14 protein-coding genes and 1 tRNA gene are annotated in these 12,329 nt (G+C 44.5%); 10 read left to right on the forward strand and 5 right to left on the reverse strand.

What is annotated here, in order from left to right:
- Positions 1-177: 177 nt before the first annotated feature.
- The gene (locus AC53GJ_RS07865; RefSeq protein WP_496732071.1) at positions 178-1,530 is read right to left on the reverse strand and encodes a replication endonuclease; all 1,353 of its coding nucleotides are present in this window, start codon (positions 1,528-1,530) and stop codon (positions 178-180) included.
- Between the two features lie 198 nt (positions 1,531-1,728).
- Between AC53GJ_RS07865 and AC53GJ_RS07870 the strand changes: the two genes are divergently transcribed.
- From AC53GJ_RS07870 to AC53GJ_RS07880, 3 genes are all read left to right on the forward strand, one after another.
- The gene (locus AC53GJ_RS07870) at positions 1,729-2,910 is read left to right on the forward strand and encodes a plasmid recombination protein (protein ID WP_496732072.1); all 1,182 of its coding nucleotides are present in this window, start codon (positions 1,729-1,731) and stop codon (positions 2,908-2,910) included.
- On the forward strand, positions 2,903-3,262 hold the full coding sequence (locus tag AC53GJ_RS07875) for a hypothetical protein (RefSeq protein ID WP_496732074.1): 360 nt from the start codon (positions 2,903-2,905) through the stop codon (positions 3,260-3,262). Before AC53GJ_RS07870 ends, AC53GJ_RS07875 begins: the two co-directional genes overlap by 8 nt.
- A 128-nt stretch (positions 3,263-3,390) precedes the next feature.
- Positions 3,391-3,467 (forward strand) — tRNA-Arg (locus AC53GJ_RS07880).
- A 302-nt stretch (positions 3,468-3,769) separates the two neighbouring features.
- Here AC53GJ_RS07880 and AC53GJ_RS07885 read toward each other — a convergent pair.
- Positions 3,770-4,960: a flagella assembly protein FlgT gene (locus AC53GJ_RS07885; protein ID WP_496732075.1), complete on the reverse strand. Its 1,191-nt coding sequence runs from the start codon at positions 4,958-4,960 to the stop codon at positions 3,770-3,772.
- Between the two features lie 147 nt (positions 4,961-5,107).
- Here AC53GJ_RS07885 and AC53GJ_RS07890 point away from each other — a divergent pair, with 147 nt between their 5' ends.
- A complete protein-coding gene (locus AC53GJ_RS07890) occupies positions 5,108-5,560 on the forward strand; it encodes an LPP20 family lipoprotein (RefSeq protein ID WP_496732077.1) in 453 nt (150 codons plus the stop codon).
- Between the two features lie 138 nt (positions 5,561-5,698).
- On the opposite strand, the gene flgN is transcribed toward AC53GJ_RS07890, so the two are convergent.
- The 3 genes from flgN to flgA form a co-directional block, all read right to left on the reverse strand.
- Complete coding sequence (gene flgN, locus AC53GJ_RS07895; RefSeq protein ID WP_496732078.1) at positions 5,699-6,130, reverse strand: flagellar export chaperone FlgN; 432 nt, start codon at positions 6,128-6,130, stop codon at positions 5,699-5,701.
- The gene (gene flgM / locus AC53GJ_RS07900; protein WP_496732080.1) at positions 6,127-6,450 is read right to left on the reverse strand and encodes a flagellar biosynthesis anti-sigma factor FlgM; all 324 of its coding nucleotides are present in this window, start codon (positions 6,448-6,450) and stop codon (positions 6,127-6,129) included. The genes flgN and flgM overlap by 4 nt, the downstream gene beginning before the upstream one ends.
- A 77-nt stretch (positions 6,451-6,527) precedes the next feature.
- Complete coding sequence (gene flgA, locus AC53GJ_RS07905; RefSeq protein ID WP_496732081.1) at positions 6,528-7,241, reverse strand: flagellar basal body P-ring formation chaperone FlgA; 714 nt, start codon at positions 7,239-7,241, stop codon at positions 6,528-6,530.
- A gap of 126 nt (positions 7,242-7,367) precedes the next feature.
- Between flgA and AC53GJ_RS07910 the strand changes: the two genes are divergently transcribed.
- From AC53GJ_RS07910 to flgE, 6 genes are all read left to right on the forward strand, one after another.
- Complete coding sequence (locus AC53GJ_RS07910; protein WP_496732082.1) at positions 7,368-8,297, forward strand: chemotaxis protein CheV; 930 nt, start codon at positions 7,368-7,370, stop codon at positions 8,295-8,297.
- A 14-nt stretch (positions 8,298-8,311) separates the two neighbouring features.
- Positions 8,312-9,145 carry a CheR family methyltransferase gene (locus AC53GJ_RS07915; RefSeq protein ID WP_496732083.1) on the forward strand — a complete coding sequence of 278 codons (834 nt, stop codon included), beginning with the start codon at positions 8,312-8,314 and terminating at the stop codon, positions 9,143-9,145.
- 145 nt (positions 9,146-9,290) lie between these two features.
- Positions 9,291-9,689: a flagellar basal body rod protein FlgB gene (flgB, locus tag AC53GJ_RS07920; RefSeq protein WP_496732084.1), complete on the forward strand. Its 399-nt coding sequence runs from the start codon at positions 9,291-9,293 to the stop codon at positions 9,687-9,689.
- A 2-nt stretch (positions 9,690-9,691) separates the two neighbouring features.
- Positions 9,692-10,108, forward strand: coding sequence for a flagellar basal body rod protein FlgC (flgC, locus tag AC53GJ_RS07925; protein ID WP_496732085.1), 417 nt, complete (start codon positions 9,692-9,694; stop codon positions 10,106-10,108).
- Between the two features lie 11 nt (positions 10,109-10,119).
- Positions 10,120-10,815 (forward strand): flagellar hook assembly protein FlgD, encoded by a 696-nt coding sequence (locus tag AC53GJ_RS07930; protein WP_496732086.1) that lies wholly within the window; start codon positions 10,120-10,122, stop codon positions 10,813-10,815.
- Positions 10,816-10,836: 21 nt separating this feature from the next.
- A complete protein-coding gene (gene flgE / locus AC53GJ_RS07935; RefSeq protein ID WP_496732088.1) occupies positions 10,837-12,186 on the forward strand; it encodes a flagellar hook protein FlgE in 1,350 nt (449 codons plus the stop codon).
- Positions 12,187-12,329 lie beyond the last annotated feature (143 nt).

Here is a 12,329-nt window from a genome sequence, read left to right on the forward strand (position 1 = left end):
ATACGATTTGTCAGATAAAGTCAAAACTAATTCAACTATTCTGTTTAGCTGATTCATCTTATTTGGGTAATTGTACGTAACTTCCCCACACTTATTTATCAATGATTTAGAGCCCCAAATAAATAGAAAAGTTGAATAACTCCACGCAGTTGGAGTTATTGGTTTTAATTTATCTTGTCAATAACTCATCGGACTAGTAAATATAAATTTGATAAATCCGATATCAATTCCAACTATCCTGTATTTTTCTTTACCATATTTATCTTTGTACATTTCTTTGATAAGCAATTCGTGCCCTGTTGCCTCTAGCTTTGTTAATATATGAATAAAATCAGTATAAAACCGTTTTAAATGTTCACCATTTTTAAGGTTAGGCGTTTTCGTTGCCAGCATTGTTCTATAAGCTAATGCTGTTACACCATTTTCTTTAAACTGCTTTATTTTGGACTCGTCTGTTTCTGGGAGCATTGTCAGTTCAGAGTTATAAAACTTAGTAAACAGTTTTCTGAATAACCGCCATTTTGTTATCGGCGCAGTTTTACCAAAAGATTGAAATGTACGGATTCCTAGCGCGCTCTTCCACGCGTCTAACCTTTTCGCCTTTTCTTGTGCTTTGTTATCACTTGAATCATCTATTGCGCCAGCTAAATGCTTCATCATATAACTCGTCGGCGGCGATGGCTCTGTACTTGATAATGAAAAATGTGACAAAGTCAGTGCTTGGCTGGTTTCTCCGAAGTGTTTTTTTAACAAATTTGGCAGCGTTTCCTTTGTGTATGCAGGACTGCTGTATAGCAATACGTGCATATGCGGAGTTCCGCTGTAATGAGCCTCCATAACTCTGACTCCAAAGATGTCACCTTCACTCATCTTAATATTATATTTTTCGCGACTAAGGTCGTTTGTAAATTTTTTCCAGTTTTGAACGAGATAATCATGAGCTTGTTTAGCACTAGTACCATCCCAGCTGGAACTGCGATTCGTTGGATTTGCATGCATGTGAGCAGGCACAGTCATTGTGCAGAATAGACAGTGGTAGCCAAGGTCTTTGGCATATTCTTGAATTCCCGTGCAAAAGTTATACTTTTCAGCGAAGAACATTTTTGACCGTTTTGATATAAGTTTTAAAGTGGATATTTCTCCCGGACTTACATTAAAGTGTTTAGATAAGAAACGCTCGTTACTTAGCAGTTGTTCTCTTCTCAGGCTCAATGTTCTGTTACCGACAAATGGACTTTGAGAATGGATACCAATTTTCCCTTTAGCTCTATCGTCTTCAAACAAACTTTTATGGACGAGAGCGAGTAACTTTCTCTTGATATTGCTCCAATCTTGTAAGTAAATTTTCGTTTTTTGCCTGTCTATTGGCAAAAATTCGTCAGTCCACTCGCCAAAGATATCGCCATATTGATTGTTATCAATACGAACGCATGACGTACATAGTCCTTTTGCGTAACTTGATATATATCTGAGATTTTTATCGTGAAAATGCTCGAGTGAATGAGGCATCCTAAAAAACTTTTCTGACATGTTTACCGCCAAATATTTGAATATTTAGAGTTAACATCAATAGCTCGATAAGCTCAATTAGTTATAATAAATACTTTTAATATTTCTTGAGGTTATTAAAAATAACGAGTAATATAACTGTATAAATAAACAGCTAGTGACAGACTAGCAGTATTCATTCTTCATACTGCGCCTGTCAGCTTCGCTGCGAGATTCAAAATGAGCGGTTATCAATTTTTTCATGTAGAAACTTACTCACGGATAGCGAGCAGAACCGGAAAAAAGCAGAGCATCCTCGGTGTAGTTCGAGAAGCAGAACGACATGCTAATGCCTGTTTACATATAGCTAATCCCCAATCCCCGAAATTGCTTTACGGGTCGTGGCCATGCAAAGTCGCTGATGATCTGCTGCAAAAAGCTGAAATTGCCCAAGACTCCCTCGGTCGAAAGTTACGTAGCGATGCTCAAATTCTGCTTGGCGGCATTGCAAGCTTTCCGAAAGCTTCAGCTGAGGTTGGTTTAGACGACTCCGACTTTCAGACATGGCTGAGCTTAAACGTAGACTTTTTAAAATCAGAATACGGCAATGCATTAAAATCTATTGTCATTCACTTGGACGAGTCTTACCCCCATATCCATTTCTACTGCCACCCGGAAATGGACGATGAAAACAGGCTTAACATTCGAGACATTCACTTTGGAATGAAATTAAGAGATTCTGTACCTGATAGTGGGCAGGGGTCTGGCAAACTCAGAAGCCGTTTATATAAGCAAGCAATGCGTGACCAGCAGGATCGGTATTATCAAAAAGTGGGAATTGAATGCGGTCTTGCCCGCATCGGCCCAAAGACTAGGAAACTAACCCGTAAAGAATGGGTTTATGAACAGCAGAATGCCAAAAGGCAGCAGCAGTTAATTAAAGCTGAAAGGTTAAATGCCGACATTCTTAGTAAAATAGCGCAGGTGAATTTCGACAACTTAAATTTAGTTCGTCAAAATGAAACGCTCTTAAAAAGCATAGAGTTCGAAAATTTTTCAAAGGCGTCATTAACAGATAGCATTTTCGGCTTCAGTAAAAGAAAAATAAATTATTTAATGTTGAAACTCGGTGATGCAACTAAACGAGAGAAGATGCTTAGTGAGCAGTTAGATACCGAGTCAGAAAAAGTTGAGAAACTTGCGACTGTTAAGCAAAGGTTACTCAATCAAATTACCGAAAAAGAGAACAAAATTAGATCTCTTGAAAGCTCTGTTGCAAGTTTGCAATCGAAAATTGAATTACTATTAGATGCAGTCAAATCATGGAAACACAAGTACTACAACACTATTGCTTCTATTAATTCGACAGCCTACATACCTAAAATAAAAACAAAAACATATGAGGGGTCATCTTATGACTAAAAAACACATTTCTGTTAATGAAACTCAGCAGTTTCTAAGTTTTCAATCCAAAGCTAGTTATTCGAGTGTACATCTTCTCGAAATTCACAGAAGACTTTTCGAAATAAGCAAATTAACAATGCAAATGAGTTATTCGAGTGGATACTCAAATACACTATTATTTCTTGATAAAATTATCGACAAATTAAAAAATGAAGTTCAATCAGGCAGTGTCAGCTATGACAACATTCCTCTCACTCCAGCAGAGAAGTCGTTAATAGACGAAATTTCCGTTGTGCTTGCGTCGAATACTCAGGTACTTGCTAATGATAGACAAAGCAACCAAGGTTTTGAAGAACTTAGCTTCTTTTAGTTGAGCTCATAATACAGAGAGGCATTCGCTCAAAAAACAGACTAATGAGCGCTAATAGAAAGAAATACACATTTAATGCTGTGACACTACTCGAAATTTTTTATATCATCTGGCTGGAAACTTTTAACGTCCTCGTAGCTCAGCAGGATAGAGCATTCGCCTCCTAAGTGAAAGGTCGCGCGTTCGAATCGCGCCGGGGACGCCATTTTACCGATCTCTATTTATAAAAAATTATAAAATCTTAAATTAATCACTACTATTCATAAGTACTACGAAATTTTTATCGAAGTTAAGTTGTTGATTCTAAATCTATTATTTATTTAATTTTGCTTATAACCGCCCCCTCCTAAGCGCCAGTCGTGAGTTCGAGTCTCGCCGGGGCAGCCATTGTCTGACTTTTGCTGCTGTGGTTGCCAGTGGCTGTGCTACTACCAACCTATGTTTATGGTCGCAGGTCCACTGTTGAGATGGCACCGTCACAGTGAATACCGACACCATAGGTGTCATCTAAGGTTGCTGCGAAAGTTCTGCAGGCTCCAGTGAAAACGCATCGGTTTCTGCCCTGGCGGCGACTGAAGCAAAATCACCAATCTGAATGTTGGCAAGTAATTCTCCATCAACACTTTGCGCCCAGGCATTCTGATGGCTCAGCTGCGTGATCCGTACCGTCAAGGGTGTGACACTGAATAATTGCTCTGACTGACCAAAATTGTCATTTAAATCACGACGATGGATCAAAGTAAAAGTATCACCAACTTTCACCCCATGCGCTTCCCCGACATTGAGCAACACCTGATTCTGCCGCACTTGTTTCACTTCTGCCAGGATAGGTTCACAACGAATCGCTTCTTCGACGTCCATTGCAGCAGCGGTGAGGACCCGATCTGTTGCTTTGCCATAATCGGTTTGCCAAAAACGCTGATACTGTGGATCTAAAGTGGTGGTTTTACGCGTTGTCCATAACCCGGAAGTCTGATATTTCTGACTGAAGACGGTTCTGTTGGCCACTAAATCAAATAATGACAAATGCAGGTGAAAAAATCTTTCTCGATCGGCATCGGTCCAGAATTCCCAATTCATGCCTTGGGTCGAGCCAAGTGACACATCCTCTAAGGTGGCAGACAACAGATAGCGGCCTTGATACTGCTGCTCTATGGCCTGACGTTCATTGCTGGGTAACTGCTTGGCATCCACTACCGACGGAAAACTTTCCGGCCAACTGCTTTGACTGATCTCACTGATTTTATCGCTCAGGCGCTGACTACTGACAGTCCCTAGTTCAAACAAGCCACCAACCACCGCATGTTCTGGCACTTTCAGTTTAAATGGACTAATCAGGATTTTCTTTTTAAAGGCCACTGTCGGACAGAGCGGTTCAGATGGGAAAATGTCAGCTTTGATGGTGACTTCAAAGATACCATCCTGCACCCGCTCTGAGACAATATGCACTTGCTGCATATCACCGTAACTTTTCAGTTGCAGACTCTCTTGCGTCAAAAGACCGTCAGTCACTTGCTGTACACTGCGCACTGACACGCCGGCAAACAGCAATGCCCGTTTCACCGCATCTTCGGTAGCCTGAGCCCGGGCTGTGGCTTTGTCGCCGTTGCGGATCAGCGCCTGACCTGTGGTTTCATACCATTGAGCCTGTAAAGGACTAGCCAGTAATAACAAGGCCAGACCGGTGATTTTACGCATAAGGTGCATCTCCTACCCACTGATAGCCGATTAAAGCAAAAACTGTGCCTTTCGCCAGTAAACCGCAACGCATTTTAAAAGATGGCGCGATTTCTGCTAGATAAATGACAACTAGCCAAGTTAAACGCAGCGGTCGGAGTCCACAAGATGAAAAAATGGTTATTGCTGTGCGCAGCCAGCCTGTTGTCAGGCTGCGGCCTGGTGATGGACAAAGAAGTACAATGGGAATCGGTGCCACCAGAGCAATTCCCGTTGCTAAAAGCTGTTGGTTACGCGCCTGTGGCTGAACAAAAGGCAGATAGTGCCGAACAGCGGATGTTGATGGCGATGAAAGCATCTAAGCTGGAAGCCTATAAAGAGCTGGCAGAGCAGGTTTATGGACAGAAAATTGATTACAAGGTGACGATGCAGCAGGCGATGCTTGGCAATGAACAGCTGCGCGCTTCATTGCAGGGGGTGATCCGTGGCGCCAAAGTTGTTAAAACTTATCCGGTCGGCCAGTTTTATGTCACTGAAATGGAACTGGATTTTAAACAGGTATACGATTTATATCAGAACAGCCAACCGGTGCGTCGGATTAAAACAGTGAAATATTATTAGTTTTCGTGGTTACTATCGTCGTGGTCATATCAGCAGTGTCAAAGTGGGGTGAGCTGTGTCAGGTGGATGGCATCAAGTGGAAATCAACCGCAACAACTGAGTTGGCAGTGCGCAGCCCGCAAGATCGGCGGCGCAGCTTCAGGCTTTGAATCCTTTCCCGATGTGATCAACCGCAGGTTTACCTTTGGCAGTGTAAGTCAGGCCGGATTTGCCGCGATTTTGCAATAATTCATGTTTAAACCTGCTAATCATCAATTGGCTTTGTTCCAGAGTCAGCCGGTTGACTTCATTTTGCTCTTTGCAGGCATTGAGCATGCTATCGAGTTCAGTCACGGTTTGTCTGAACCAGTCTTCGGTTTTTAATTCGGCTAACTGCGGTAAAGCCGCAATGGCGCTATCGAGCTGCTGGATGTGTTCCAGCAGTGTCAATTTCTCTGCACAGCCTTGCTCTAACTTTTCAATATCGCGCTCTGAGATGGCAGTTAATTCAGTTTGCAATAACAACAACAGCACCTTCAGGTGCTGCTGTTGTTGTGATAACAGGGAATGGATGGGGGCTACATCAATCATTTTCTGTCAAACAACTCGCCTTCAAACTGGACGATTTTTTTCGCCAGCTGTTCGACGTTAATTTTGTATTTACCTTCAGCAATGGCTTGTTTAATTTTATCGACTTTTTCCTGATCGATGCCAGAGCTGTTATTTGCCTTGTCTTGCGCCTTGGTAAATTGTTGCGCCTGTGTAGTCAAGGACACAGAGTCCTGCTTTTGCGCTGGCGAATTCATCACAGTCTGTTGCTGAGCAATTTGCTGTTTTTGCTGATTTAATTCAATTTTATCAGTTTTGACTGCACTGGTATTTTGCAGTCCTTGATTGACATTGATAGCCATAATTCACCCCTCATCTGACCTGCTGGTCTATTCCTTAATCATGTTAACGGCGCCAGTCAGAAAAACTTTAGCGTTATTTATAACTTAATTGCGACGCGTTTGACGGCCACAATTTCCGCTTTGATCACACGATTAGACCCATTATTCTGGACCCGAACTGCTTCACCGAGTGTGCCATCCTGTAAGGCTGTCGCCTGCGTTGTGACAGTCAGACCGGTTGAAATACCTTCAATTGTAACAACATCTCCCTTACATACAAGACAAAGATCGGTCTGGTTTAAAATTTGCCCCTGATTCAGGCTACGTTTGGCCCTGGCACCGATAATCAGTGCCGGATCCTGCACCAGACTGGCTCTGGTTTGCGATGACTCGGCGCTGCCAAGGCTTAGCATATCCGCACTTATTACAGTACCGGCCGGAATTTGCCGACTGGCTGTGACAGCCTGAATGAGCTGACTGACCCGTGCCGATAAAAATAACTGCCAGCCTGGACTATCGGCGCAAAGCACCCGAATGGTGTTTTGCCGTTGCACTTTAGCGGCCACTAAACTGAATTCCAGTGGCGATTCACAGGTTTTAGCAGCTAATCGGGCATCAAGTGGATGTAAAATAATGTCCTGTCTGACGTTTTCTGACTGCGACAATTGCTGGCTGAGCCAGGTGGTCGATTGCTCTGCAATATCCGCCATTGAATAGCTGCTGGCCAAGACCTGAAAACTCAGCAATGGCAGAGCGACAAGGATTTGACGGTAACGCTGTCTGAGCGAAAAAAAATTATCGTACATTTTCATAAGGTTTCAGCTATGCTTTAACGGCAAAGGGTTATACCATACCAAGTATGTCAATTTTTCAGTGACTTGCCGCTGATTTTACTATCAGATGCAAGAACCGATCCTGAAATTTTCTGGGAGTCTCAAATGGCGGGTATTCTTGATTCTGTAAACCAGCGCACACAACTGGTCGGGCAAAACCGGCTGGAATTGCTGCTGTTTCGGCTGGCAGGCAGACAAAGATTTGGCATTAACGTGTTCAAAGTCAGGGAAGTGTTGCAATGTCCGCCACTGACTGCTATTCCCAAACGCAACAAATTTGTGCGTGGTATTGCTCACATTCGTGGTCAGACGATTTCGGTGATTGATTTAAGCCTGGCGACAGGTGGCAGACCGATTGAGAATGTGAAAGACAGTTTCATCATCATCGCTGAGTACAACAGATCGGTGCAGGGTTTTTTAGTTAATTCAGTTGAGCGAATTATCAATATCAACTGGGAATCTATTATGCCACCGCCAAAAGGTACCGGCGGCCGGCAAAGTTATCTGACCGCAGTGACTGAGATTGACAAAGAGCTGGTTGAAATTATTGATGTCGAGAAAATCCTGGAAGAGATTTCACCTTCTCCGACCATGATCACGGGCGCTGTCGATACCGAAACTATTACCGCTGACTTAGGCGACAGAACCATTTTAATTGCCGATGACTCAGCTGTGGCGCGTAATCAGGTCAAACGGGCACTGGAAGGTCTGGGAGTCACCATGCATCTGGTGAAAAATGGCCGCGAAGCGCTGAGTTATCTGCAAGAAGTTGCCGCGAGTTGTGAAGAATCAGTCACTGAAAAAATTGGCCTTCTGATCTCTGACATTGAAATGCCGGAAATGGATGGTTATACCTTGACGGCAGAAATCCGGCTGGATCAAAAACTGAAAAAATTGCATGTGATTTTACACACCTCTTTAAGCGGAGTCTTTAATCAGCAAATGGTACAGAAAGTGGGTGCCGATGATTTTATTGCTAAGTTTAATCCGGATGAACTGGGTGAATCAGTACGGAAATGGTTACATGCTGATTAAAAGGTGGCAATGCTGTGGTGAATAAAGAGCTGCTTGACACTGAATACAAGCTGTTCCGGGATTTTCTGGAGCAGCAATGTGGCATAGTGCTTGGCGAGAACAAGCAGTATCTGGTCAAAAGCCGTCTCGGGCCTTTGATGCAGCGGTTTCAACTGGCAAGTTTGTCTGAGCTGGTGAACAAAACATTGAGTCCGTTTGAACGTCAATTACGCTCGGCGGTGATTGATGCAATGACCACCAATGAAACTTTGTGGTTTCGCGATACCTATCCTTATGAATTGCTGAAAAAACAAATTTTACCTGAACTGGAAAAAGACCATCGCAATGTCAAAATTTGGTCTGCAGCCAGTTCATCAGGTCAAGAACCTTACTCAATTGCAATGACCGGGTTGGAATATCAGCAAAGCCGACCAGGGGCCTTCAGCCTCGGCATGCAAATTCTTGGCACAGATATTTCCAACGCTATGCTTGAGCACTGTCAGCGTGCTGAATATGACGGTCTGGCATTGTCCAGAGGCTTGTCGCCGGAACGACGCAGCAAGTTTTTCGAAGACAGTGGCAACGGTATGATGCGGGTGCGGGAACCCGTCAGAAAAAATGTTTCATTCCGCCATCTCAATTTGTTAGACAGTTATACCTTACTGGGCAAATTTGACATTATTTTTTGCCGTAACGTGTTGATTTATTTTTCGCCGGAAGTGAAAGCTAAAATCATTCGGCAGTTTGCCCAAGCGCTGAACCCAAAAGGATATTTGTTTTTGGGGGCATCTGAATCCTTGTCCAGCATTAACACCGATTTTGAGATGATTCGCTGTAATCCAGGGATCATCTATCGTCGCAAAACCTAAGCATACCCTTTAGCGTTTTTCCATGCCAAGCCGTGCCTGTTGCACGGCTTTTTGTTGCCGCCAATTTCATTCCTGCAGTGTCATTAAATTGTTGGCCTGAGTTTTGCTAACTAATTTTATCAATCGCTGAAATGAGTACAGCACTATGGCAATTAGTTTTGAAAAAGCTTTTGGCGTCCACCCGCAGGGCATGTTGCTGCGCGAAAAACGCTCAGAATTGCTGGCGGATAATATCGCAAATGCGGATACCCCTGGGTTTAAAGCCAAGGATCTGGATTTTCAGACCGCACTGGCCAATGCCAACACGCGGCAAACTTCTGCCTTTAGCCGTACTCATGAAAAACATTTTGAAATTTCTACCCAGACCCGGCAGGAAGTGAAATTTCGTAACGTCGAGCAAACCGATACAGGCGATGGCAATAGTGTAGATATCCACCGTGAACGCAATGCATTCAGTCAGAACAGCATGGAGTATCAGGCTGCGCTGAATTTCTTAAATGGCAAAATCAGTGGCCTGAGAAAAGCCTTAGGCGGAGGTCAGTAACAATGAGCTTATATCGGGTTTTTGATATCGCGGGTTCTGGTTTAACTGCGCAGGCACTGCGTTTGAATACCACGGCCAGTAATATTGCCAATGCCAATAGTGTCAGCAGTAGCATCGATCAGACGTATCGTGGTCGCCATCCGGTGTTCGCCGCTGAGATGGACAAAGCGCTGGATGATCGGCGTGGCGCAGGTGTGAAAGTGCTGGGCATTGTGGAAAGTGATGCGCCGCTTAATACCGAATACAACCCGAGCCATCCGCTGGCGGATGAAAAAGGCTTCATTTACAAGCCGAATGTCAATGTGATGGAAGAAATGGCCAATATGATTTCTGCCAGTCGTTCTTATGACGCCAATGTGCAGGTGGCGGATGCCGCCAAACAAATGTTAAGTCGCACACTGACGTTAGGTCAGCGTTAAGGAGGTAGAGCATGACCACAATTAATAATGCGGCAGATAACAGTTATCTTGACAGTCTGAAGAAAAAAGACGAAGTCACCAAAACTGATGCCCAGAAATCCGGTGCGCTGACGCAATCCGACTTTTTTGCCTTATTAACGCAGCAGTTAGCGTTTCAGGATCCAACCAAACCGGTTGAAAACGATCAGATGATTGCGCAGATGACCAATTTTACCATGGCCGATGGTATTGGTTCGCTCAATACCAATTTTAAAGATTTTGCCGCCAGTATGAATTCGAATCAGGCACTGCAGGCCTCCAGCTTGGTCGGCCGCACTGTGTTGGTCGATTCCGACAAACTGGCCTTTGATGGCACCAATAAAGCTTATGGTTCGACAGAAATTCCTAAAAATGCCACTACTCTGAGTGTGAAAATTTATAACCAGGCGGGTGAGCTGGTCAGAAATGAGCCAGTCGAAAACCCGGTGGCCGGCAAATATGATTTTGTTTGGGACGGTAAAAATAATAACGGCGAAGTGATGGCCAAAGGTTTGTACAAGATGACGGTTGATGTGTCCGTCGCAGGTAAAACCGAAAGCCTGGCGACTGCCACTTATGTTCCTGTGGCCAGTGTCACACTGGGTAAATCAACGGCAGATATGACATTAAATTTATACGGCATCGGCGCCAAAAAAATGGCAGATGTAAAAGAAATTGCAGCAAGCTAATGGCTGATTACGAGGTGAACAATGAGTTTTAATATTGCTTTAAGCGGTTTGGCTGCCGCCCAGAAAGATTTAGACAGCACTGCGAATAACATCGCGAACGTCAATACCACCGGATTTAAGGAATCAAGAGCTGAATTTGCCGATGTCTATGCCGGTTCAATTTTTACCTCCAGCCGGACCAAAGTGGGTGATGGCGCGTCAACTTCGATGATTGCTCAACAATTTTCGCAAGGTTCACTGAAATTCACCAACAACTCACTGGATATCGCTATTTCTGGCGATGGCTTTTTTGCCATGACACCAGATTTAGCTGCCAGGGATATGACCTTTAGCCGGGCTGGTGCCTTCAAACTGAGTAAAGAAAATTTCATTGTGGATAATAACGGCAATTATTTGCAGGGTTATTCCGTGGACCCAACATCGGGTTCGACCACATCGGTCAGCCTCAGCACAACCAAACCTATCCAGATCCCAACGACTGCTGGTGCACCGCGTTCGACCAGTAACGTGTATATGACGATGAACCTGGATTCGCGGGTGGTGGTGCCCACTGCCGCCTTTAACCCGACGGATAAAACCAGTTTTAACTCCAGCACATCCTCCACTATTTATGACAGTTTGGGTGAGCCGCATATTCTGACGATGTATTTCCGTAAAACCGGCGCAGCGACCGATAACGACTGGCAGGTGTTTGCCCAGTTGGACAATAATAATGCAGTCCCAGCGACCACCACAGGTGCTGTAACGGGCGGTGTTGGTCATGTGTTCCAATTACCACCGCCGCAGGTACTGGATTTTGATTCATCTGGTAAACCAGTGGGCACCTTGCCTAATCTGGTATTGCCGGCCGGCGCTGGTACAGGTCTGAATAACCCTGCGTTTCCTTACCTAACTAACGGTGCCACTTTTATTTCGCCGGTGACAGTGTTGTTCCGCGATGAATCAAATACCAAGTTACCAACCCAATACGCCTCTAAATTTGAAGTTGGCTCGCTCAGTCAGGATGGCACCACTGTTGGCAGATTGACCGGCATTGATATTGATGCCGCTGGCCGGGTGATGGCCAGTTACAGTAACGGCAACCAGACTTATCTGTCGCAAATCACCATGGTGAAATTCGCCAACCCACAAGGTTTAACCCAGGTCGGTAATACGGGCTGGAAAGCCAGTCTCAGATCGGGTGATCCACTGGCGGGTGAGGCTAATACCGGCACTTATGGCAGTATCAATTCCTCTGCGCTGGAGCAATCTAACGTCAATCTGACCAATGAACTGGTTGATTTGATTGCGGCACAACGAAACTTCCAGGCCAACTCCAGGGCGCTGGAAGTGAACAGCACATTGCAACAAACCGTGCTGCAGATCCGATAACAGTGTTTGGCATAAAAAAACCGCTACGGCGGTTTTTTTATGCCGGGTTATTAAGGATTCCCTCAGCCGGCTGCACCATGCCATGCCGGCTTGTCGTCGGAACTATCTAATCTGAACTCAGGTTAATGAGTGCCGAACTCAGC

Source organism: Rheinheimera sp. B2H12 (assembly GCF_059620065.1).